24 protein-coding genes, 1 tRNA gene and 1 pseudogene are annotated in these 22,205 nt (G+C 73.5%); 13 read left to right on the forward strand and 13 right to left on the reverse strand.

All coding sequences use genetic code 11. The features are described 5' to 3' along the window. Nucleotides 1-3 precede the first annotated feature (3 nt). From dcd to AC1DT4_RS05010, 3 genes are read right to left on the reverse strand one after another with little or no spacing between them, the layout of a single operon-like run. Entirely contained in the window at nt 4-579 is a 576-nt protein-coding gene (dcd, locus tag AC1DT4_RS05000; RefSeq protein ID WP_477088665.1) for a dCTP deaminase, read from the reverse strand. 30 nt (nt 580-609) lie between these two features. Next, nucleotides 610-1,257, reverse strand: a complete 648-nt coding sequence (locus tag AC1DT4_RS05005; RefSeq protein ID WP_477088666.1) for a response regulator — start codon at nt 1,255-1,257, stop codon at nt 610-612. Further along, nucleotides 1,254-2,366, reverse strand: coding sequence for a sensor histidine kinase (locus tag AC1DT4_RS05010; protein ID WP_477088667.1), 1,113 nt, complete (start codon nt 2,364-2,366; stop codon nt 1,254-1,256). The genes AC1DT4_RS05005 and AC1DT4_RS05010 overlap by 4 nt, the downstream gene beginning before the upstream one ends. A gap of 134 nt (nt 2,367-2,500) precedes the next feature. Here AC1DT4_RS05010 and AC1DT4_RS05015 point away from each other — a divergent pair, with 134 nt between their 5' ends. The 7 genes from AC1DT4_RS05015 to AC1DT4_RS05045 all read left to right on the forward strand — a co-directional run bounded on the left by AC1DT4_RS05015 (nt 2,501) and on the right by AC1DT4_RS05045 (nt 9,395). Then, nucleotides 2,501-2,890, forward strand: a complete 390-nt coding sequence (locus AC1DT4_RS05015; protein ID WP_477088668.1) for a DUF6069 family protein — start codon at nt 2,501-2,503, stop codon at nt 2,888-2,890. Nucleotides 2,891-3,100: 210 nt separating this feature from the next. Next, nucleotides 3,101-5,572, forward strand: coding sequence for a glycoside hydrolase family 94 protein (locus AC1DT4_RS05020; RefSeq protein WP_477088669.1), 2,472 nt, complete (start codon nt 3,101-3,103; stop codon nt 5,570-5,572). A gap of 25 nt (nt 5,573-5,597) precedes the next feature. Further along, a complete protein-coding gene (locus tag AC1DT4_RS05025; protein WP_477088670.1) occupies nt 5,598-6,584 on the forward strand; it encodes an aldose epimerase family protein in 987 nt (328 codons plus the stop codon). 57 nt (nt 6,585-6,641) lie between these two features. Beyond that, a tRNA-Gly gene (locus tag AC1DT4_RS05030) sits at nt 6,642-6,712 on the forward strand. A gap of 131 nt (nt 6,713-6,843) precedes the next feature. Next, nucleotides 6,844-8,184 carry a hypothetical protein gene (locus tag AC1DT4_RS05035; protein ID WP_477088671.1) on the forward strand — a complete coding sequence of 447 codons (1,341 nt, stop codon included), beginning with the start codon at nt 6,844-6,846 and terminating at the stop codon, nt 8,182-8,184. Nucleotides 8,185-8,339: 155 nt separating this feature from the next. Then, a complete protein-coding gene (locus AC1DT4_RS05040) occupies nt 8,340-8,582 on the forward strand; it encodes a hypothetical protein (protein ID WP_477088672.1) in 243 nt (80 codons plus the stop codon). A gap of 12 nt (nt 8,583-8,594) precedes the next feature. Beyond that, a complete protein-coding gene (locus tag AC1DT4_RS05045; protein ID WP_477088673.1) occupies nt 8,595-9,395 on the forward strand; it encodes an ion transporter in 801 nt (266 codons plus the stop codon). On the opposite strand, the gene AC1DT4_RS05050 is transcribed toward AC1DT4_RS05045, so the two are convergent. Continuing rightward, nucleotides 9,388-9,993 carry a GNAT family N-acetyltransferase gene (locus tag AC1DT4_RS05050; protein WP_477088674.1) on the reverse strand — a complete coding sequence of 202 codons (606 nt, stop codon included), beginning with the start codon at nt 9,991-9,993 and terminating at the stop codon, nt 9,388-9,390. The two genes, AC1DT4_RS05045 and AC1DT4_RS05050, sit on opposite strands and share 8 nt — an antisense overlap. Nucleotides 9,994-10,076: 83 nt before the next feature. Here AC1DT4_RS05050 and AC1DT4_RS05055 point away from each other — a divergent pair, with 83 nt between their 5' ends. Together AC1DT4_RS05055 and AC1DT4_RS05060 are read left to right on the forward strand one after the other, a co-directional pair. Further along, on the forward strand, nt 10,077-10,316 hold the full coding sequence (locus tag AC1DT4_RS05055) for a hypothetical protein (RefSeq protein ID WP_477088675.1): 240 nt from the start codon (nt 10,077-10,079) through the stop codon (nt 10,314-10,316). Nucleotides 10,317-10,346: 30 nt separating this feature from the next. Further along, a pseudogene (locus tag AC1DT4_RS05060) lies at nt 10,347-12,296 on the forward strand (glycoside hydrolase family 15 protein). A gap of 149 nt (nt 12,297-12,445) precedes the next feature. Here AC1DT4_RS05060 and AC1DT4_RS05065 read toward each other — a convergent pair. The 8 genes from AC1DT4_RS05065 to AC1DT4_RS05100 all read right to left on the reverse strand — a co-directional run bounded on the left by AC1DT4_RS05065 (nt 12,446) and on the right by AC1DT4_RS05100 (nt 16,517). Continuing rightward, nucleotides 12,446-13,603 carry an epoxide hydrolase family protein gene (locus tag AC1DT4_RS05065; RefSeq protein ID WP_477088676.1) on the reverse strand — a complete coding sequence of 386 codons (1,158 nt, stop codon included), beginning with the start codon at nt 13,601-13,603 and terminating at the stop codon, nt 12,446-12,448. Next, nucleotides 13,555-13,929 carry a nuclear transport factor 2 family protein gene (locus AC1DT4_RS05070; protein WP_477088677.1) on the reverse strand — a complete coding sequence of 125 codons (375 nt, stop codon included), beginning with the start codon at nt 13,927-13,929 and terminating at the stop codon, nt 13,555-13,557. Before AC1DT4_RS05070 ends, AC1DT4_RS05065 begins: the two co-directional genes overlap by 49 nt. A 61-nt stretch (nt 13,930-13,990) precedes the next feature. Further along, nucleotides 13,991-14,569, reverse strand: a complete 579-nt coding sequence (locus AC1DT4_RS05075) for a hypothetical protein (protein WP_477088678.1) — start codon at nt 14,567-14,569, stop codon at nt 13,991-13,993. After that, entirely contained in the window at nt 14,566-15,141 is a 576-nt protein-coding gene (locus AC1DT4_RS05080; protein WP_477088679.1) for a DUF6286 domain-containing protein, read from the reverse strand. Before AC1DT4_RS05080 ends, AC1DT4_RS05075 begins: the two co-directional genes overlap by 4 nt. Continuing rightward, entirely contained in the window at nt 15,138-15,497 is a 360-nt protein-coding gene (locus AC1DT4_RS05085) for an Asp23/Gls24 family envelope stress response protein (protein WP_477088680.1), read from the reverse strand. Before AC1DT4_RS05085 ends, AC1DT4_RS05080 begins: the two co-directional genes overlap by 4 nt. Beyond that, nucleotides 15,490-15,669 carry a DUF2273 domain-containing protein gene (locus AC1DT4_RS05090; protein WP_477088681.1) on the reverse strand — a complete coding sequence of 60 codons (180 nt, stop codon included), beginning with the start codon at nt 15,667-15,669 and terminating at the stop codon, nt 15,490-15,492. The genes AC1DT4_RS05085 and AC1DT4_RS05090 overlap by 8 nt, the downstream gene beginning before the upstream one ends. Nucleotides 15,670-15,678: 9 nt before the next feature. Beyond that, nucleotides 15,679-16,065 carry a hypothetical protein gene (locus tag AC1DT4_RS05095; RefSeq protein WP_477088682.1) on the reverse strand — a complete coding sequence of 129 codons (387 nt, stop codon included), beginning with the start codon at nt 16,063-16,065 and terminating at the stop codon, nt 15,679-15,681. Next, nucleotides 16,062-16,517, reverse strand: coding sequence for an Asp23/Gls24 family envelope stress response protein (locus AC1DT4_RS05100; protein ID WP_477088683.1), 456 nt, complete (start codon nt 16,515-16,517; stop codon nt 16,062-16,064). The genes AC1DT4_RS05095 and AC1DT4_RS05100 overlap by 4 nt, the downstream gene beginning before the upstream one ends. A gap of 139 nt (nt 16,518-16,656) precedes the next feature. On the opposite strand from AC1DT4_RS05100, the gene AC1DT4_RS05105 reads away from it, so the two are divergent. From AC1DT4_RS05105 to AC1DT4_RS05120, 4 genes are read left to right on the forward strand one after another with little or no spacing between them, the layout of a single operon-like run. Further along, complete coding sequence (locus AC1DT4_RS05105; protein WP_477088684.1) at nt 16,657-17,211, forward strand: RNA polymerase sigma factor; 555 nt, start codon at nt 16,657-16,659, stop codon at nt 17,209-17,211. Next, nucleotides 17,208-17,654: a hypothetical protein gene (locus tag AC1DT4_RS05110; protein WP_477088685.1), complete on the forward strand. Its 447-nt coding sequence runs from the start codon at nt 17,208-17,210 to the stop codon at nt 17,652-17,654. The genes AC1DT4_RS05105 and AC1DT4_RS05110 overlap by 4 nt, the downstream gene beginning before the upstream one ends. Nucleotides 17,655-17,705: 51 nt before the next feature. Next, on the forward strand, nt 17,706-20,285 hold the full coding sequence (locus AC1DT4_RS05115; protein ID WP_477088686.1) for a circularly permuted type 2 ATP-grasp protein: 2,580 nt from the start codon (nt 17,706-17,708) through the stop codon (nt 20,283-20,285). Then, complete coding sequence (locus AC1DT4_RS05120) at nt 20,282-21,196, forward strand: transglutaminase family protein (RefSeq protein ID WP_477088687.1); 915 nt, start codon at nt 20,282-20,284, stop codon at nt 21,194-21,196. Before AC1DT4_RS05115 ends, AC1DT4_RS05120 begins: the two co-directional genes overlap by 4 nt. On the opposite strand, the gene AC1DT4_RS05125 is transcribed toward AC1DT4_RS05120, so the two are convergent. Further along, nucleotides 21,193-22,113 carry a hypothetical protein gene (locus AC1DT4_RS05125; RefSeq protein WP_477088688.1) on the reverse strand — a complete coding sequence of 307 codons (921 nt, stop codon included), beginning with the start codon at nt 22,111-22,113 and terminating at the stop codon, nt 21,193-21,195. The two genes, AC1DT4_RS05120 and AC1DT4_RS05125, sit on opposite strands and share 4 nt — an antisense overlap. Between the last annotated feature and the right edge of the window lie 92 nt (nt 22,114-22,205).

Genomic DNA, 22,205 nt, shown 5'->3' on the forward strand with positions numbered 1-22,205 from the left:
GGCTCAGACGTCCGTCCGGTGGAAGTTCTGCCAGGACCGCGACGCCGTGGGGCCGCGCTGCCCCTGGTACCGCGACCCGTACTCCGACGAGCCGTACGGGTGCTCGGAGGCCGACGACAGCCGGAAGAAGCACATCTGGCCGATCTTCATGCCGGGCCAGAGCAGGATCGGCAGGGTTGCCACGTTGGACAGCTCCAGCGTGACGTGCCCCGAGAAGCCGGGGTCGATGAACCCCGCGGTCGAGTGCGTGAGCAGGCCGAGGCGGCCGAGCGAGGACTTGCCCTCGAGCCGGGCGGCGATGTCGTCGGGAAGCGTCACGGCCTCGTACGTGGACCCGAGCACGAACTCGCCGGGGTGCAGCACGAAGGACTCGCCCGCGGAGACCTCGACCAGCCGCGTCAGCTCCGGCTGGTCCACCGCGGGGTCGATGAACGGGTACTTGTGGTTGTCGAAGAGCCGGAAGTACCGGTCGAGCCGGACGTCGATGCTCGAGGGCTGGAGCATGGCCGGCTCGTAGGGGTCGAGGGCCACGCGGCCGGACTCGAGCTCGGCCCTGATGTCACGGTCGGAGAGCAGCACGGGGCCACGGTAGTCCGGTTCGCCGTGCGGTCAGGGCAGGTCCGCCTCGTGGACCAGCAGCGCCACCTGCGTGCGGTTCTCCAGCCCGAGCTTGAGCAGGACGCTCGACACGTGCGCCTTCACCGTGGCCAGCGAGACGTACAGCTCGCGGCCGATGTCAGCGTTGCTCGCGCCCCGGCCGATCGCCGCGGCGACGTCCCGCTCCCGCTCGGTCAGGGCGCCGAGCGACGCCCGCGCGGCCGCCCGGGAGCCGCCGGCCCTGGCGGTCGAGTCCATGAGCCGACGCGCCACCCGGGGCGAGAGCACCGGCTCCCCGGCCGCGGCCGCCAGGACGGCGTCGACGATCCGCTCCGGGTCCGCGTCCTTGAGCAGGTAGCCGCTCGCGCCGGCGTGCATCGCGGCCTCGACCTCGTCGGCGGTGTCGAACGTGGTGAGCACGACGACGGCGGGCGGGTCCTGCCGGCGCCGCACGGCCCGGGTCGCCGCGATGCCGTCCACGCCCGGCATCCGCAGGTCCATGAGCACGACGTCGACCGGGTGGGCGTCGAGCGCCGCCGGCACCCCGGACCCGTCCGACACCTGCGCCACGACGCGGATGCCGCGCGCCCCGTCCAGCATCAGCGTGAGCCCCGAGCGCACGAGCGCGTCGTCGTCGACGACGAGCACCCGGACGGTCACGCCTCCCACGGTAGCCACGCCTCCAGCGCGAAGCCGTCGGAGGTCGACGCTGCCGAGACGGTCCCGCCCAGCAGCTCGATCCGTTCCGTCAGCCCGACAAGGCCGGTTCCCGTCCCCGGACCGAGGCCGCGGCCGCCCCGGCCGTTCGCCACGCGCACCCGGAGCCCGTCGTCGAGGCGGCGCACGACCACGTCGACGGCCGAGCCCGGCGCGTGGCGGCGCGCGTTGGTCAGCCCCTCCTGGCACGTCCGGTAGACCGCGAGGCCCACGGCGGCGGGCACGACGACGTCAGGCACGTCCAGCGAGACGACCGACCCGGCCGCCCGCTCCTGCGCGACCAGCGCCGACAGGTCCGCGAGGCTCGGCATCGGTCGCCGCTCGTCGGGCGTCTCGCGCAGGACGCCGATCACCGTGCGCAGGTCCTCCAGCGCCTCGCCCGCGCTGGCCCGCACCACGCCGGCCGCCGCCTGCACCTGCGCCGGCGAGAGGTCCGACCGGTACTCCAGCGCCCCCGCCGTCGTCGCCAGCAGGGTCAGCCGGTGCGCGAGGGTGTCGTGCATCTCGCGCGCGATCCGGGTCCGCTCGGCGCTGCGGGCCTCCTCGACCTTGTGCGCCTGGTCCCGTTCCGCCCGCTGCGCCCGAGCCCTCCACTCGTCGACGAGCGCGTCGCGCGTGCGGCCGTACGCGCCCCACCCCAGCAGCGCGGCGTGCACCGCGACGTCGCAGAGCAGCCACCACCCGAGCGGGAGGCCGACCGAGCGCCAGAGCGCCTGGACCGCGTGACCGGCGATGCCCGCGAGGGCCACCGGCACCGCGATCCCCAACCGTTCCCGCCGCGCGACCACGTAGGTGCCGGCGGTCGCTGCCGGGGTCGCCGCCGGGCTCACCGCGGCGAGCACCCCGAGCAGGAGACCGCCCAGCAGGGGCCGGCTGCGCAGGAGCGGGAGCACGGCGATCGCGCCGGCGCCGAGCAGCAGGTCGATCGCGAGAGGCACGCCGTCGCCCAGGGCCGCCCAGGCGGCGAAGAAGGTCAGCAGCGCCATCCCGACCAGCAGGCCGAGCAGCACGGGGACGCCGGGGAGGTCACGGCGCGAGGAGGAGCAGGTCATGCGGCGAGCGTAGGAACGGGTCCGACGGCGCACCACCGACCAAAGGAGGGGGCTGCGACGACCTCCGACCGACGACGCCGTCGCCCGGACCGACGAGCGTCGACGACGTCCACCTCGACCGTCAGGAGAAGCTCATGTCCCGTCCGATCCCCGTCTGGCTCGTCGGCCTGACCGCCCTCGTCCTCGCCGTCGCGATCTGGGTGCTCGCGGTGCCCGTCGCCGGCGTCGACCTCGCGGCGGGCCGGCCGCCGCAGACCATCGGCGTCGCCGCGGTGGTCGCCACGGCCCTCGTCGCGACCCTCGGCGCCTGGGGCGTCCGCGCCCTCGTCCGGCGCCGCACACCCGTGGCGTGGTGGCTGACCTGCGGCATCGTGCTGCTGGTCTCCCTGCTCGGCCCGCTCGGCGCCACCTCTCCCGCGGCCATGGGCACGCTGCTCGCCCTCCACCTGACGGTCGGCACGATTCTCGCGGTCGGCCTGGATCCGCGTCGAGCCCGCGTCAGGACGCCCGTCCCCGTCGGCTGATCGCGCCGGGGGTCGATGAGGGTTTTCTCCTCCTCGACCCCCTGGCCCGTTCCACCATCCGATCCGGGCGGCTATGCTCTCGTCCGAGAGTTGGGTGGGAGCGCTCTCGCACACTGATATCGCGCCGGAAGCCACGACGCACCACCGCACTGCAGCGGGGGAGGTCGGGGAGCCGCGGGCGCCACTGCCGAGCACTCGAGGGGCAAGTCCATGCGGTACGGCCATTTTGACGACGAGGCACGCGAGTACGTCATCGAGACGCCTCACACGCCCTATCCGTGGATCAACTACCTGGGCTCCGAGCAGTTCTTCTCGCTCATCTCGCACCAGTCCGGCGGGTACTCGTTCTACCGCGACGCCAAGATGCGTCGCCTGACGCGGTACCGCTACAACAACATCCCGGCGGACGCCGGCGGCCGGTACTTCTACGTGAACGACGGCGGCGACGTGTGGACCCCGTCGTGGCTGCCGGTCAAGGCGGACCTCGACCACTTCGAGACGCGCCATGGCCTGGGCTACACGCGCATCACCGGCGAGCGCCGCGGGATCTCCGTCGAGACCCTCTTCTTCGTGCCCATCGGCGAGACGGCCGAGATCCAGAAGGTCACGGTCACCAACACGTCCGACGCCGCGAAGACGGTCTCGCTCTTCTCGTTCGTCGAGTTCTGCCTCTGGAACGCGCAGGACGACCAGACGAACTACCAGCGCAACCTCTCGATCGGCGAGGTCGAGGTCGAGCAGGACGGCCCGTACGGCTCGGCCGTCTTCCACAAGACCGAGTACCGCGAGCGCCGCGACCACTACGCCGTCTACGGCGTGAACACGCACGCCACCGGCTTCGACACGGACCGCGACACCTTCGTCGGCGCCTACAACGGGCTCGGCGAGGCGACCGTCCCCCGCAGCGGGACGTCTGCGAACTCCGTCGCGTCCGGCTGGTACCCGATCGGCTCGCACTCGGTCGAGCTCACGCTCGAGCCGGGCGAGTCCCGGTCGCTCACGTACGTCCTCGGCTACATCGAGAACCCGGACGAGCAGAAGTGGGCCGACGACGCCCACCAGGTCATCAACAAGGAGCCCGCGCACGCGCTGCTGGGCCGCTTCGCGACGACCGAGCAGACGGACGCCGCGTTCGAGCAGCTCCGCGCACACTGGACGGGTCTGCTGTCGACGTACTCGGTGAAGAGCGACGACGAGAAGCTGGACCGGATGGTCAACATCTGGAACCAGTACCAGTGCATGGTCACGTTCAACATGTCGCGCTCGGCGTCGTTCTTCGAGACCGGCATCGGCCGCGGCATGGGTTTCCGCGACTCCAACCAGGACCTGCTCGGCTTCGTGCACCTCATCCCCGAGCGCGCGCGCGAGCGCATCATCGACATCGCGTCCACGCAGTTCGAGGACGGGTCGGCGTACCACCAGTACCAGCCGCTGACGAAGCGCGGGAACAACGACATCGGGTCGGGCTTCAACGACGACCCGCTGTGGCTGATCGCCGGCGTGGCCGCGTACGTCAAGGAGACGGGCGACGACGGGATCCTCGACGAGCTCGTGCCGTTCGACAACGCGCCCGGCTCCGAGGTGCCGCTGTTCGAGCACCTGGTCCGCTCGTTCCAGTTCACGGTCGACAACCGCGGCCCGCACGGCCTGCCGCTCATCGGCCGCGCCGACTGGAACGACTGCCTCAACCTCAACTGCTTCTCGACGACGCCGGGCGAGTCGTTCCAGACGACGGAGAACCAGGCCGGCGGGCACGCCGAGTCGGTGTTCATCGCCGCGCAGTTCGTCCTCTACGGGGAGCAGTTCGCGGAGCTGGCGTCGCGCCGCGGCCTGACCGAGGTGGCCTCGCAGGCCCGCAAGGTCGTCGACGAGGTCCGCGCGGCCGTCCTCGAGCACGGCTGGGACGGCGAGTGGTTCCTGCGCGCGTACGACTTCTACGGCAACCCCGTCGGCACGGACGCCAAGCCCGAGGGCAAGATCTGGATCGAGCCGCAGGGCTTCGCCGTCATGGCGGGCATCGGGGTCAACGACGCCTCGCCTCAGGATGCAGCGTCTCCGGCCATCAAGGCGCTCGACTCCGTCGGCGAGATGCTGGGCACCCCGCACGGCCTGGTGCTCCAGTACCCCGCGTACACGACGTACCAGATCGAGCTGGGCGAGGTCTCCACCTACCCGCCCGGGTACAAGGAGAACGGTGGCATCTTCTGCCACAACAACCCGTGGGTCATCATCGGCGAGACCGTGGTGGGCCGCGGCGCCAAGGCGTTCGACTACTACAAGCGGATCACCCCGGCGTATCGCGAGGAGATCTCGGACACGCACAAGCTCGAGCCGTACGTGTACGCGCAGATGATCGCGGGCAAGGAGGCGTCGCGCGCCGGCGAGGCGAAGAACTCGTGGCTGACCGGCACCGCCGCCTGGAACTTCGTCGCCGTCTCGCAGTACCTGCTCGGCGTGCGCCCCGACTACGACGGCCTGGTGGTCGACCCGCAGATCGGCCCCGACGTCGCCGACTTCACCGTGACCCGTGTCGCGCGTGGCGCCACGTACGAGATCCACGTGACCAACTCCGGGACGGAGGGCGCCCGCGGGCGCCTGACCGTCGACGGCTCGCCGGTCGAGGGCAACCTCGTCCCCTACGCCGCCCCGGGCCAGGTCGTCCGGGTCGAGGTCACCGTCTGACCCCGGGGTCCGGCGGAGCTCTGTGATGACGGCTGTCCAGGAGATCGAAGCGCTAGCGCCGCCCACCCTCGAGACGTCGCGGATGGTCACCCTCCGCAGCGCGACGTGGGAGCTCGACGTGCTCCCGGCCACCGGAGCGTCCCTCGCGGGCGGGCGCATCCGCACGTCCGACGGCGTCTGGCGCGACCTGCTGCGTCCGACGCGGTCGTCCGCGCTGGGCCAGCCGGAGAAGTGCTCGAGCTTTCCGATGGTGCCGTGGTCCAACCGGATCAGCGACGGCCTGCTGACGTTCGGTGGTCGCACGTGGCAGCTCCAGCGCAACGGCGCCGACGGGACCGCGATCCACGGCGCCGTCGCGTACTCGGCCTGGTCGGTCACGGAGCGCTCGGAGTCGCGGGTCGTCCTCGAGCTCGACACCACGGGGCTCGTCGGCGTGAACTTCCCCTGGCAGTTCCGCGCGCAGATCACCTACGCGCTGACCGGCGACCGGCTCACGGTCGGCACCTCGGTGCGCAACATCGACGCCGAGCCGTTCCCGGCAGGCTTCGGGCACCACCCGTACCTGCAGCGCACGCTCTCGCCCGTGGGCACGTCGGCCCCGCCGACCCCCGGCGAACCCGTGCTCGAGGTCCCCACGCGCAAGGGCTACTCGCTGGTCAACGCGCTCGCCCAGGGCCCTGCGGGAGACGTGCCGGCGCGCGCCGACTTCCGGGTGGCCCGGCGGCTGGGGCTCGGGTTCGTCGACGACGTCCTCACCGACTGGGAGCCGGGCGCCCCCGCCCGGATCACCTACGAGGACCTCGGCGTCTCGGTCGACGTGCACGCCGATCCCGTGTACGCGCACCTCGTCGTCTACGCGCCTCGGCGACGCTCGTACTTCGCGGTCGAGCCCGTCACCAACGTGAACAACGGCTTCTCGCTGCACGCGGCGGGCGTGCCCGGCACCGGCGTCTTCGTCCTCGACCCGGGCGAGGAGCGCGCAGGCGCCTTCACGATGACGCTCCGCGGCTGAGTTCGCCTCACCGATCCATCCAGGTATGCTCTCTGCCGGACCGATCCTGTCGGTCGCGCGGGTGTAGTTCAGTGGCAGAACTTCAGCTTCCCAAGCTGATAGCGCGAGTTCGATTCTCGTCACCCGCTCCGTCCGCTCCTCACGAGCCTCTTCACCCGCCGGCGGCCTTGTCCTGCAGTCGAGCGGTCATCACGCTGAGGAGTGCTGGGCCGCACCGAGGTCGAGCCTCGGCGGAGCGCCCTCCAGGGTGAGGTGCGACATGGTCGCTCGCGCGACGTCCCGTCCTGCGCGGTGGGCGGCGCTCGTCGCCGCCCTGGCGTGCCTGGCCCTCGTCGGCTCCGCGACGACCGCCGTGGCCGCGACGCCCGCCGCCACCCTCGTCGCCTCGGCGCCGGCGTCCGCCGTGGCCGGGAGCCCGGTGGCCGTGCGGGTCACCGCGCGCACGGCGGGCGGCGCCGTCGCGACCGACTACCGCGGCTCGGTCGCGTTCACCAGCAACGACACCCGCGCACCCGTGCTGCCGGCGGCGTACCACTTCACGGCAGCGGACCATGGCACCCACCTGTTCGCGGGTGTCGTGCTCCACCAGGCGGGCTCACGCACCGTCACGGCCACCGACACCACCCACGCCACGATCACCGGTCGGACGGCCGCCATCGCGGTGTCGCCGGGCGCCGCAACCAGGTTCGCGGTCGCGACTCCGTCGACGGCCGTCGCCGGGTCGCCCTTCTCGGTCCAGCTGACAGCGAAGGACCCGTTCTTCAACATCGTCCGCGCGTTCCGCGGCACCGTGACGTTCGCCAGCACCGACCCGCGCGCCCCGGTGCTCCCTGCGCCGTACACGTTCACCGCGTCGGACGGCGGGGTCCGCACGTTCGCCGGCGTGGCACTGCACACCGCGGGGAACCGCACTCTCACCGCGAGCGCCGGCCCGGTGACGGGCACCGGCGGCCCGATAGCCGTCTCGGCGGCCGCCGTCAGCCGGCTCGCGGTCGTCGTGCCTGCGACGGCGACGTCCGGCGAACCGTTCCCGCTGACAGTCACGGCGAAGGACCCGTTCTACAACGTGGTCAGCGGCTACCGCGGCACGATCACCTCGGCCAACGCCGGAGACCCGCGGGTGTCCGGCTACACGTTCACCGCGGCGGACCGCGGCACCCACACGTTCGACGACGCGACGCTGCTGATCGAGGGCACCCGCGAGATCGACGTGTGGGACTCGGCGTCTCCCCTGATCCGTGGGGAGGGCGTCATCCTCATCACGCCCGGCCCCCCCGCTCGGCTCGCGGTCACGACCCCGGGCATCGTCGCGGCAGGCGCGCGGTTCAGCCTCGGAGTCACGGTGCTCGACCGCTCCGGCAACATCGCCACCTCCTACCGGGGCACGATCGCGCTCGGCGTCCAGGGTTCGCCCGCCGGGGCCGACGTCGCACCGAGCACGTACACGTTCACGGCTGCCGACGAAGGTCAGGTCATGTTCAGCCCGCCGTCCGGCGGCCTGGTGCCCGGTCCGGGTCTCTGGGTCGTCATCGCCTCCGACGTCGCAGACCCGTCGATCACGGGCGGCTCCAACGTGACGGTGCCGGAGCCGGGCAGCTGACGCTGACGTCCGCGCAGGGCCGGATCCCCACCCTCCTGGGGATCCGGCCCTGCGACGTCTCTCCAAGAGTGCGCCCGTGACACCCGAGAGTCAAGAAGTCATTGACCGCCGTCACACTCTTCGCGTGACGGCCACCCCTCGTACGCTCGGGCACCATGCGCCTCGGCCGAGGGATCGCGCGCGCGGCCGTGGGCGTCCTCCTGGTCGTCGCGGGCGAGACCGACCAGCTGGTCAGGCCCGAGATCACCGCCGAGTTCGTCGCGCACGAGCGTGCCCTGGGCACCGACGTGCACGTCGAGCGGATCCCCGGCACCGGTCACGGCCTCGTGGCGGAGCGCGCCCTGAGGACGTTGTTGCCCTGGCTCGCGTCGGTCGACGCCGGAGCGGGTCGCGACTGAGACACTCCGATCGTGAGCGCGACGCGCAGCGAGCTGAAGAACATCGGCTACGAGATCTTCATCGGCGCGCTGTCGCTGCTGTCGATCTTCAACCTGATCCTCATCGCCTTCGCCCGGCGCGGCGGCGACCTCGACCAGGTGCTGCTGGTCATGAACGCGATCTTCAGCGGCATCTTCCTCGTCGACTTCAGCTACCGACTGGCGACCGCCTCCTCGCGCAGCGGCTACTTCTTCCGGCACTTCGGGTGGGCCGACCTGCTGGCCAGCCTCCCGTTCCCCCAGCTCAAGTTCCTGCGCATCTTCCGCCTGGTCCGCGTGTTCCGGCTGCTGCGCGAGGTGGGCGGCCGTGCCGTGCTGCGGAGGCTGGTCCGCGACCGTGCAGGCAGCGCGCTGTTCACGCTGCTGTTCACGGGCATCCTCGTGCTCCAGTTCGGCAGCATGGCGATCCTCGGCGTCGAGGCCAACGCCCCGGGTGCGAACATCACCGACGCCTCCGACGCCCTCTGGTACACGATCGTGACGATCTCGACCGTCGGCTACGGCGACCGCTACCCGGTGACCAACGAGGGCCGGGTGATCGGGTCGATGATCATCATCGTCGGCGTCGGCATCTTCGGGACGTTCACCGGCTACCTCGCCAACCTCTTCCTGTCACCCCGCAAGACCGCGCCCAGCACGCCCGACGAGGCGGCCGCCCCGCTCGAGCGGCTCCGCGCCCTGCTGTCGATGCCGGGCGCCAGCCTCGCGGACGTCGACCAGCTCCTCGCGCTGCAGCGGAGCACGCCCCCGGAGGACGACGGCCCCGTCACGTGAGGTCGAGCGTCAGGGTCCGTCCCCAGTCGTGCTGGCTCGCCAGCTCGAACCCGACCCGGTGGTAGAACGCGATCGCACCCTGGTTGCGCTCGTCGACCCCGAGGCACAGCCCCGGGACGCCGCGGGCGCGCAGCGCCTCCGACAGCGTCGCGATCAGCCGGCGCCCGAGCCCGTGCCCCTGCGCGCGCGGCAGGAGGTCGATGTGCATGTGCGCGGGGAACCGCTCGAACTGCGCTCCGTCCGCGCGCGGCCAGTCATGGATCCGCTCCACCAGCACGTGGTCCTCCGTGCCGTCCTGCGGGTCCTCGCGCCGCGGGTACCGCTCCCGCAGCACGGGCCACCAGGCCTCCTCGAGCCACTGCTCGAACTGGGGCGTGCTGGCCGTGGCGACGATGTAGCCGACGATCCCCAGCTCGTCGACGACGACGAACGTCAGGCCCGGGTCGGCGATCGGGTACGGCCCGGCGTACAGGTGCGGCAGCAGGTCCGGGTCGCGGTACAGCGCCGTCGCATCGCCGCCCACCTCGCCCGTGAGCAGGCAGATGCGGTAGATCGACGGCAGGTCGGACGGGTGGAACGGCCGGATGACAGCGGGCATGAGCACGACCTTCTCACGGGTCCTGCACGGCTTGCCCCACAGATTCGTTCCAGGAACGGTCCCCACGTGCCGATGACTACGGTGTGACGCTCATCACCGACTCCACCCCAGACGTGCTGCACCAGGTGCTCGTCGTCGCCGTCGAGAAGTGCGACGACGACGGCAACCCCCTCGGACCGCTGTACAGCGTGCTGAGCTGCGCCCCCGAGATCCGCGCGAGCGCCGTCGTCGCGACGCCCGCCGAGGCGTTCGCCCTCGCCCGGGAGCGCATCAGAGCCCAGGCCGACCCCGAGACGTACGAGATCGTCAGCCTGCTCTGCTGACAACCGGGGGCGATTCCGTCACGCTGAGACATGGCGCCGTCCCCAGCCAGCCCGCAGGCCGCTCTCGCGCGTGAGTCCGACGGCGCGCACCGGTCGCCGTTCCCGCCCATCGCGAGCTACGCGTTCCTGTCCGACTGCGAGTCCAACTGCCTGATCTCCCCGGCCGGTGCGGTCGAGTGGATGTGCGTCCCCAGGCCGGACTCGCCCAGCATCTTCGCCTCGATCCTGGACCGCGGCGCCGGCTCCTTCCGGGTCGGGCCGCACGGCATCCGGGTCCCGACGGCCCGCCGCTACCTGCCGGGCACCCTCGTCCTCGAGACGACGTGGCAGACGCCGACCGGTTGGCTGATCGTCCGCGACGCCATGGTGATGGGGCCGTGGCACAACCAGGAGGAGCGGTCGGCGACGCACCGCCGCACCCCGACCGACGACGACGCCGAGCACATCCTGCTGCGGACCATCACCTGCGTGAGCGGGACGGTCGACCTCCAGGTCGAGTGCGACCCGTCGCCGGACTACGGCCGCGGCGACGCGCGCTGGGAGTACGACGGCTCCGGCTACAACGCCGTGCACGCGACGCCGCCCGAGGGCTCCCGCTGCCCCACGCTGCGACTCACGTCGAGCCTGCGGATGGGCATCGACGGCCGCACCGCGTCCGCGCGCACCCGCATGGTCAACGGCGACAAGGCCTACATCGCGCTGTCCTGGTCGCCGCTGCCGGCGCCGGCCACGTGGGAGGCCGCCGCCGACCATCTCTGGCGCACGCAGGAGTACTGGCGCGAGTGGATCACGCAGGGTGTCTTCCCCGACCACCCCTGGCGCACCTACCTGCAGACCAGCGCGCTCACGCTCAAGGGTCTGACCTACGCCCCCACCGGCGCCCTGCTCGCGGCGGCCACGACCTCGCTCCCCGAGACCCCCGGCGGCGAGCGCAACTGGGACTACCGCTACGCGTGGATCCGCGACTCGACCTTCGCGCTCTGGGGCCTCTACACCTTGGGCCTGGACCGGGAGGCCAACGACTTCTTCGCGTTCATCCACGACGTCTGCGTGGACAACAAGGACCTGCAGATCATGTACGGCGTCGGCGGCGAGGAGCGGCTCGAGGAGGCCGAGCTGGGCCACCTGTCCGGGTACTAGGGCGCTCAGCCGGTGCGGATCGGCAACGCGGCCTACGACCAGGCGCAGCACGACGTCTGGGGTGCCGTGCTCGACTCGGTGTACCTGCACACCCGCTCCCGCGAGCAGCTCCCCGAGGCGCTCTGGCCCGTGCTCAAGCGCCAGGTCGAGGCCGCGATCCGGCACTGGCACGAGCCCGACCGCGGCATCTGGGAGGTCCGCGGCGAGCCCCAGCACTTCACGTCGAGCAAGCTCATGTGCTGGGTGGCCCTCGACCGCGGCGCCCGCCTGGCCCGCATGCACGACGAGCACGACTTCGCGGAGCAGTGGAGCAAGCTCGCGGCCGAGATCCGCGCCGACATCTGCGCCAACGGCGTCGACGAGCGCGGCGTCTTCGTGCAGCGGTACGGGTCCGACGCCCTCGACGCGTCGCTGCTGCTGATCCCCCTGCTGCGGTTCCTGCCGGCCGCCGACCCCCGCGTCCGGGCCACCGTCCTCGCGATCGCCGACGAGCTCACGACCGACGGCCTCGTCCTGCGCTACCGCGTCGAGGAGACCGACGACGGCTTGGCGGGCGAGGAGGGCACCTTCACCATCTGCTCGTTCTGGCTGGTGTCCGCCCTCGTCGAGATCGGCGAGCTCGACCGCGGCCGCGCCCTGTGCGAGCGGCTGCTGTCGTTCGCCAGCACCCTCAACCTCTACGCCGAGGAGATCGACCCGCGCAGCGGCCGGCACCTCGGCAACTTCCCGCAGGCCTTCACGCACCTGGCCCTCATCAACGCGGTCATGCACGTCATCCGCGCCGAGGAGTCCGCCGGCCACGACGGCATCCACTTCGAGCCCCCGAACCGCGCCGGCTGACGAGGCACGGCGCGGCACCCGCGTGAAGACTTCGTCGCGCCCCGCGAGACGAAGTCTTCACGCGAGGGTCCCGACGCCGCGCGGGCTCCAGATGTGCGGGACGTCGCGACACCACAGGTCCGACGCCGCCGGTGCCGCGCGCCGGAGGCCTAGCGCAGCGGGCGGAAGAACGTTCGCAGGTCGCCCACCAGCAGGTTCGGCGCCTCGAGCGCCGCGAAGTGGCCGCCGCGCTCGTGCTCGGTCCAGTGCACCAGGCGGTGCTCGCGGGCGTCGGCCTGGCGGATCGCCGGGTCGGTGGGGAACAGCGCGTGACCGAACGGGACCTCGTCGACGACCGCCGGCCGTGGCGCCGCGACGCGGTTCTCGTAGTACAGGTGGGTCGAGGTCGCGCCCGTGCCGGTGACCCACAGGAGCGTCGCGAGGTCGAGCAGGTGGTCGCGGCCGACCGCCTCGGCCGGGTCGTCGACGGCCGGGTCGGTCCAGTCGTGGAGCTTGTCGACGACCCACGCGAGCTGCGCGACGGGTGAGTCCGCGAGCGCGTAGCCGAGGGTGTGCGGCCGGGTCGACTGCAGCGCCGCGTAGCCCGTGTCCGTCTCCCGGCGCCGCGCCGCGCCGGCCAGCCGCTCGATCTCCGCGGACGTCAGCGGCCCGTCCACGGCTGGGACGTCCAGGTTGCCGTGCACGTGGACGCCGACGACGTGGCCGGGGGCGACGCGGCCGAGCTCGGGCGACACCACCGACCCGGTGTCCCCGCCGGCCGCGCCATAGCGGTCGTAGCCGAGCGACGCCATCAGCTCTGCCCACGCCCGCGCGATCCGGTGGTGGTCCCAGCCCTCGTCGGCGAGCGGCGTGGAGAACCCCACGCCGGGCAGCGACGGCACGACCACGTGGAACGCGTCCGGGCCGGGCGTGGTCAGCGGGGCCAGCAGGTCCAGGTACTCGAGCACGGAGCCGGGCCAGCCGTGCGTGAGGACGAGCGGCAGCGCGGCCGGGTCCGCCGAGCGGGCGTGCAGCATGTGGAACGTCTGGCCGTCCAGCTCGAGCCGGACCTGCTCGACCTCGTTCAGCCGCGCCTCGACCCGGCGCCAGTCGTACTCGGTGCACCACGCATCGACGAGCGCGCGCAGGTACTCCTCGGGCACGCCGCGCGACCAGCCGGCGGAGGGGAGGGTCTGCGGCCAGCGGGCCCGGAGCAGCCGCTCCCGGAGGTCGTCGAGGACCTCGTCGGGCACGTGCACCGTGAACGGTTGCACCGCGGTCAGGCGTCGCCCGACTCGGTGTACGCCTTCTCGGGCCAGTAGGCCCACTCCTCGAAGAGCTCGGCACGTCCGTCGGGGCCGAACCGCAGGACCCACAGGTCGCGGTACTCCTGCGGCTTGTCGCCGCCGTACTGCACCTCGACGCGCACCACCGCGTCCCGCCCGTCGGCCGCGATCACCTCCGCGGTCATCTCGAACGGCGTCGGGTCCACCCAGAACTCGCGGATGGCCTCCAGGCCGTCGAGCGGCTCGGCGTACGGCGAGCGCAGGTAGCGCGCGTCCTCGTGGAACAGCCGGTCGAGGCCGTCCACGTCCTGGTCGCGCCACGCCTGCTCGTACCGCTCGACCCACCCCGTGACCGCATCCCTGCCCATCGCACGCCCCTCGCACTCGTCGGTCGTCCCTCGACGAGTCTGCCGCGCACGTCCGACATCGTCACCGCACGCGCGGGCCTGCCTCCCCGCGCCGGAGCACCGACAGCTCCACCCGGGAGCGCAGCTGCTCGGCGGGCAGGACGTGCGCGAGGTCGGCGAGCACGCGGTCGCACGCCCCGACGACGGCGTCGAGGTCGGAGTCCGGGTCGACGGTCGCCCGCAGCCGGACCACGAGCTCGCCGCGGTCGGCCAGCACCGCTCCGCGCGCGGACCGGACGACGGGGTCGTCGGCCAGCACCTCGGCCGCGGTGGCGACCGCCGGCCCGGGGTCGATCACGAGCCGGCCGGATGTCGGGCCCGACGGGAGCCGGAGCGACCCGACCGACCGCCGCGGCAGGTGCGCCAGCACCCACCACAGGCCGATGACGACGAGCGCTCCGCCGACGACGCCCGCCAGGACGGCGAAGCTGGAGGCGTCGGTGACCTGACCGGTGTCGACGTCCACCGACTCGGGGGCGTCGGGCCACACGTCGGACAGGAAGCCCACCTGCCACCCCACGGCGGCCACGCCGACGACGATGAGGACGAGCCCGAGCAGCAGGACCACCACCCGGTCGAACGCGAGGATCGAACGCCTCATCGCCCGTCACCCCCGGCGTGGAGGCCGGCCGTGACGCGGCTGACCACGCGGACGGCGAGGGGCTGCACCAGCGGCGACAGCCGGTCGGTCACCGCGGCGCGCACGGCGTCGGACACGTCGTCGCCCTCGAGGGTGGTCACGGTGACGGTCACTGACCGTCGGGTCGCGGACGCCTTGGCGGACAGCACCCGGTCCACGTCGTCGGCGGCCGAGGCAGCGAGGCGGGCGGCGTCGCCGATGCCGGTGGTCGTGCCGGCCGACGACGTGACCGCGAGCCGCGTGCGGACCCGGCGACCGAGGGCCACGACGACGAGCCACAGCCCCAGCAGGGCGAGCACCACACCGACCACCGACACCAGCGTCGACGGTTCGACGCCGTCCGTGCCGTCGACGACCGGCGCGAGCCACGGCTCCCCGTCCACGGTCCCGGCGGCGACGAGCGCCTCGCGCAGGACGAGGACGCCGAGCGCGACGAGCAGCACGGCGAGCGCGATGCTCCACCACGCGACCCGCCCCGCGCGGGTGGCCGGGGCGGCCGGGGCGAAGCCGCTCGGGGTGTCGACGTGGGTCATCGCACCCTCGCCGCCGGTCGCGCCGCGGTCGCGGCCCGAACGACCTCCCGGACGGCCACGCTCACGTGGGCGACGTCCTGGCCGGCCTGCCGCTCGAGCTCGCGGCGGACCGCCTCCTGCACCCCGAGCGTGACGCTCGCAGCCGACGCCGGCCACGTGATCGCGACCTCGACCTGCACGCGGGCCCGGGTACCGGCGCGCTGCCACTGCACGCGGGGGTAGCTGCGCCCGAGCCGGCGCTCGATCGTGCCGGCGGAGTCCTCGGGCGCGACGCCGGGCACCTCGAGGGTCACCTGACGGGCGATCCGCGTGAGGGCGCGGTCGGCGATGGTCAGGGTGCCGCGGGGGTCAGCCACGGCGGCGGCCCGCGACGACGCCGGACAGGTCGAGGCGCCCGTCGACGACCAGGCCGACCAGCACCCCGACCCCCGCGAGCACGAGGGCGAGCACGAACATGCTGAACCCGCCGACGGCGGCGACGAGGGCGAGCAGCAGGCCGGCGAACAGCCCGATGGCGACAGACGACATGGTGACTCCTCAGACGATGGTGTCGATGTCCTCGACGTGGACGCGGACGGGCCTCGGTGCGATGGCCGAGACCACGCGCTGGACGCGGGCGGCGGTCTGCGGCACGGGGACGAGGTCGGAGACGACGAGGTGCACCTCGGTCCCCTCGTCGTCGATCCGCACCCCCGTCACCCGACGGCCCGGCAGGTAGGTGCCCAGCTCGCCGAACCGGCCGCCGTGCAGCCGGACGACGCCCGGGACCGCGAGCACCGCGGCGGCGACGGCCTCGGCCGGGGTGAGGGGTTCGGGGGCGACGTCGCCGATGACGACGACGAGTGGCTCGACCAGGTCGATCGGGGCGACGTCGGGCGCGACCTCGAGAGGCGTGGGGACCGGCGCCTCGTCGGGACCCGTCACTGGACCCGCTGCTCCTGCGGGGCCGCCGGCGACGCGTCGTCCTGCGGCAGGTGCACGTCGTTGACGGACACGTTGACCTCGACCACGTGCAGCCCGGTCATCTGCTCGACCGCGCTGATGACGTTGCGACGGATGCCGTTGGCCAGGTCCGCGATCGAGACGCCGTACTCCGCGACGAGATCGAGGTCGACCGCCGCCTCGGTCTCACCCACCTCCACGGAGACGCCCTGGGAGTGGTTGGTGCGCGCGCCGGGGATGCGCTCGCGCAGGCTGCCCATCGCCCGGGCCGCGCCGCCGCCCAGGGAGTGCACCCCGGTGACCTCGCTGGCCGCGATGCCGGCGATCTTGCTGACCACCGTGTCGGCGATCGTCGTGCTGCCCTCGGGCGTGACGAGCGCGCTCTGGCGGGCTCGGGTGGCGGGGGGTGTGACGGCCATAGCGGACTCGCTCATGGGTGACCTTCTCTCGACGGGTGTCGGCACGTTCACCTGGTTGGTCGTCGTCGCGTCCGATTCGTCACGCGGGACGAATGTGACCTGCGTCACACCGGCCCGGATGCGCGGGCCGTCGCGCGGGCACACAGTGCTCGGGATGGACGAGCCGGAGGTTCCCGACGAGGTGCTCGCCCGACGGGCCGGGCTCGGCGACCGCCGGGCGTTCGCGCTCGTCGTCGACCGACATGGCCCCGCGCTCTATCGCTACGCCCGCCGGATGCTCGATGATCCTCGGGACACCGAGGACTGCGTGCAGGAGGCGTTCGCCGCCGCGTGGACCTCGTTGCCGCTCTTCGAGGGCCGGTCGACGCTGCGCACCTGGCTGTTCGCCATCACGGCGCACAAGGTGCGGTCGCTGCAGCGCCGCGGCACCCGGACCGCGCTGCCCCTGCCGTTCGCCCCGGACGACGAGGTCGATCGCCGCGCGGTCGACCCGCAACGGTCGGCCGAGGACGCGGACCTGCTCGAGGCGCTGAACGCGGCGCTGCGTGAGCTCCCGCCGGGCCCGCGCTCGACGTGGCTGCTGCGGGAGGTGGAAGGTCTGACGTACGACCAGATCGCCGAGGTCTCCGGCACGACCACCAGCACGGTCCGCGGCCAGCTCCACCGGGCCCGGGTGCACCTGATCCAGCGGATGGAGGCGTGGCGATGAACGCGGACCAGCTGCTCGCCCACGCCGCCCGGACGCTGCGCGAGCACACCGACTCCGGGTGGGTAGCCCTGCGCGACGACGTCGTCGCCGCCGCGGTCCGCGCGTTCCGACCGTCCGCACCCGTCCGCGGGCGGTTGCCGGGCGGCGAGCTGTGGGTGGCGTCGGCCGCACTGGTGTCTCGCGTGAGGTCCGCCCTGGCCGGTGTCCCCGACGCCGGCGCGCTGCGGATCGCGTGCACCACCACGCCGGACGACGACCTGGACCGGCTCACCGTCGAGCTCGTCGTCCTGTACGGCACGCCGGTGCTCCCGCTGGCCGCCGACGTCCGCCGCGTCGCCGCGACCGCGGTCGCCGAGACCCTCGGACTGACCAGCCCGCCGGTCGACCGCGTGCGCGTGGACGTCTCGGTGGCTGACGTCACGGACGACCGCCGGCTGCTCTGAGCAGCGCGCCGACCCGGACGGGTGGCGTCGTCGTAGGAGACACTCCTGTCTGTGACCGACCTGCTCTCCTCCCCGCGCCCTCTGGGCGAGGGCCTGGTCGACCACCGCGCGGACTGGTCCTGGCTCCCGGACCCCGCCGACGCCCCGACCGCACCGGACCTCGCGCGGGCGCGCGAGGAGGCCGAGCGGCTGCTGGCGGACCACGGCGTCACGTACGGCGCGGACCAGGAGGACGGCGAGCACCCCTGGCACCTCGACCCGCTGCCGGTCATCGTCGACGAGCCCGAGTGGGCCCGGCTCGACGCGGGCCTGGTGCAGCGCGCGGAGCTGCTCGACGCGATCCTGCAGGACGCGTACGGCCACCGCCGCCTGCTCACGGACAAGCTGCTGCCGCCGACGGTCGTGCTCGGGCACCCCGGGTTCGTCCGCGCCGTCGACGGGCTGCGGCTCCCCGGCGGCCGCGAGCTCGTGCTCACCGCCACCGACCTCGTCCGCGACGGCTCGGGGGCGTGGTGCGCGGTCGCGGACCGGACGCAGGCGCCGTCCGGCGTCGGCTACGCGATGGAGGACCGGCGGATCGTCTCGCAGGTGCTCGCGGGCGTGTACCGGCAGGCGTCGATCCAGCGGCTCGGCCCGTTCTTCCGCGCGCTGCGGCTGGCGCTGCGGGACGTCGCCCCCGGGCACGACGAGCAGCCGCGGGTCGTCCTGCTCACCTCCGGGCCGGCGAGCGAGACCGCGTTCGACCAGGCCTACCTCGCGTCGATGCTCGGCCTGCCCCTGGTCGAGGGCTCCGACCTGCTCGTCCGCGACGGCCGCGTCTGGATGCGGGGCGTCGAGGGCCTCGAGCCTGTGGACGTGGTGCTGCGGCGCGTCGACGCCGAGTGGTGCGACCCGCTGGACCTGCGGCAGGGGTCCCGGCTCGGCGTCCCCGGGCTGGTCCGGGCCGTGCGTGCGGGGACCGTGAGCGTGGTCAACCCGCTGGGCAGCTCGGTGCTCGAGAACCCCGCGCTGCTCACGTACCTGCCGCGACTGGCCAACGCGGTGCTCGACCAGGACCTCACGCTGGCGTCGGCCCCGACCTGGTGGTGCGGCGAGCCGAGGTCGCTGCAGCACGTCGTGAGCCGCCTCGAGCAGCTGGTGATCCTGCCGACCGTCCGCGGCACCGACATCGGCACGATCCTGGGCTGGACGCTCAGCCACCGCGAGCGCGAGCTGCTGGCGGCGCGGATCTCGGCGGAGCCCTGGCTCTGGGTGGGGCAGGAGCCGGTCGGGCCGGTCGGGCCCACTGTGGACGGGTCGCCCGTGGGCGTCGGCAGCGACCTGCCGTCGGCGGAGGGTGTCGGGCCCGCGGACCTGGGGCCGCGCGCCGCGGTGCTGCGGACCTACGCGGTCGCGCACCGGTCGTCGTACACGGTCATGGCCGGCGGGCTCGCGCGCGTGGCGGCCGGGCACGTCGTGTCGTCGGCCCTCGGCGCCGCCGCCAAGGACGTCTGGGTGCTGTCGACGCAGCCCGACGCCCCGGTCGAGCCGTGGGTGCCGTCCGACGAGTCCTCCGCGGGAGAGGCGCCGACGCCGCGGCGCCCCGCGACGGGCATCTCGCCGCGCACCGCCGAGAACCTCTACTGGATGGGCCGGTACGCCGAGCGCGCCGAGGACTCGGCCCGGGTGCTGCGCGTGGTCATCGATCGCTGGGACGACTTCCACAAGCGCCCGGCCTCCGCGGGCGGCCAGGCGCTCGAGGTGCTCCTCGCGGCCCTGACCCCGGCCGAGCCGGCGACCCCCGCGTTCCGGGAGCTCGTCCTGGACCCGCGCACGCCCGGGACGGTCGCGCGGTCGGTGCGTCGGCTGGCCGCGTCCGCCGCCGCGGTGCGCGACCAGCTGTCGACCGACACCTTCGGGCCGCTCGCCCGGATCGACCGCGCGCTGCGCGACGAGCGGAACAGGACCCGCGGTCGGTCGCACGGGCGGGACGCGCTGGACCTGGGCGTGGTCGGCGGCAGCACCACGGCGGGTCTGCGGCCCGCCCTCGACCGCGTGCTCGAGGGCCTCCTCGCCGTCGCCGGCATCACGGCCGAGGGCCTCGTCCGGGACGTGGGCTGGCAGTTCCTCGACGCCGGCCGCCGCATCGAGCGCGCGCAGCACGTGGTCCAGAGCCTGCTCGACACCGTCGTGCAGCAGCGCCCCGCCGACGTCGACTCGGTGGTCCGGGAGGCGATCCTGCTGGCCCACGAGTCGGCCATCACGTTCCGCCGCCGCCACCAGACCGGCGCGGGTCTGGCCGAGCTGCTCGAGCTGCTGCTGCTGGACCCCACCAACCCGCGGTCCCTGGCGTACCAGCTGGACCGGCTGCAGGAGTCGCTCGCCCTGGTCCCCCTCGCCGGCCGCGCCCCCGACCAGCGCGACCACCTGCTCGCCGACGTGGTCGACCTGCTCGCCGAGGTCGACCCGGTGGCCGTCGCCGGCGCGGTCACGGAGGACGGGCGCCGGGCGCGGCTGGCCGAGACGCTGGAGTCGATGCTGTGGCGGCTGCACTCGGCCGCCGACGAGATCGAGCGCGTGCACTTCGTCCGCCTGGCCCCGAGCCGCGCGCTCGAGGACCCGTGGGACGCCCGGGACGGTGGTGGCGAGTGACCCGCACCTACGACCTGGTGCACCGCACCACCTACACGTACGCGAACGTGGTGACCGACTCCTACGGCCGCACGACGATGACGCCGCGCGACGTGCCGGGCCAGGCGTGCCTGAGCACGTCCATCGACATCGATCCGCCGCCCGCGGACACGAACATGCACGTCGACTACTTCGGCAACCGCACCACCTACTTCGGCGTCACGACGCCCCACACCCGGCTCGTCGTCACCGCACGCTCGACCATCGAGGTCACCCGGCACGCGCCCGACCCCGCCGCGCTGCCGACCGTGGGCTGGCACGAGGTCGCGCGTCGCGTCGCGGCCGGCGAGGTGGGCCGGCTCGACCCCGGCCTCGTCGACCTGCGCGAGGCGCTGCTGCCCTCCCCGCACGTGACGTTCGCCGACGAGGTCCGCGACTGGGCCGCGCCGACGTTCTCGGAGGACCGTCCCGTGGTGGACGTCCTGGTCGAGCTGGCGCACCGGATCCGCACCGAGCTGGCGTACCGGTCGGGCTCCACCACCGTGCATACCACCCAGGCGCAGCTGCTCGCCCAGAAGGCCGGCGTCTGCCAGGACTTCGCACACCTGATGATCGCGGCGCTGCGGCTGCACGGTCTGCCCGCCCGGTACTCGAGCGGCTACATCGAGACCCGCCCGCCGGCCGGCCGCGAGAAGCTGCGCGGCGCCGACGCCTCGCACGCCTGGGTCTCCGCGTGGGTGCCCGGTGCGGGCTGGGTCGAGGTGGACCCGACCAACGACCAATTGGTCGACGACCGGTACGTGCTGCTCGGCTGGGGCCGCGACTACGACGACGTCCCGCCGCTGCGCGGGGTCATCTTCACCGAGGGCTCGGGGTCGCGCCTGACGGTCTCGGTCGACCTGGTGCCGTCCGGCGCGGAGCCCTACCTCTAGCGACGCGAGGCCGCCCGGTCCCGCAGCTCGTCGGGCGGCACGACGAACCCGCCGCCGTCGACCACGGTCCCGCCGACCGCGCGCCACAGCGCCGCCGCGACGCGCGCGACCGACGGCTGCACCCGCGAGCGCGCGATGAGGTGCAGCTGCGACGGGTGCTCGCTCTGCAGCTCGTCGGGCAGCGGCGGCTCCCAGGTCACGTGGTACGACCACGGCCCGTACTCGCGCCAGTCCAGCCGCGACAGCGCCACGGGGACCTCGCGCGAGCGGCCGGTCCGCACGGTGATCGCCCCGTCGTACTCGAACGTGCCCGTCACCGAGAACGCGGCGGGGCCGTCGCCTGCGGGCTGCTGCGGGACGTCGGTCGGACCGACGCGGGCGCCCGTCATGGCCGGCCGCAGCAGCGGGACGGCGTCCTGCGCCGAGAGCGGCACGGGCGACCAGAGGGTCAGGTCGACCGCTGACCCGGGGTCGGGGACGACCGGCCGGGCGCGGTCCGCGGGCACGATGGCGCCGCCGGCGCGGCGGGCCGCGGCGGACATCCAGCCGTAGACCAGGTCGAGCGACGCACGCTCGTCGACGGGAACCACGGCGTACAGGTCGGCGTCCTGTGGCGGGAGACCGGCAGCCTGGGCCTGGGACCCCGCGAGTGGCGTCGGTCCCTCGAGCGACGCCGACGCGTCCAGACGGAGGGAGCCCGGCGTCGGCTCGGCGTCGTCGGCGACCCTGCCGCGGAAGCGCGCGCCGCTCATCGGCCGCGCGCTCGCCGCGGCCTGTGCCGCCGTCACGGGCTCGCGCGTCCAGGCGGAGTCGGGGAACCAGGCCGCGGCCAGGCCCGCCACGTCCGTGCCCTTCGGCACGACGAGGACGTGCCGGCCGTCGAGATCACCCGGGAGGACCACCTGCGGCAGGCTCATGCGGGCGGACGGTACACACCTCGTGATGCGGTTGTGTTACGAAAGCCCGCAGGTCACCGCGTTCTCCACAGGATTCACCGTGTTGCACACCC

It is taken from the genome of Cellulomonas sp. P4_D11 (genome assembly GCF_056401915.1).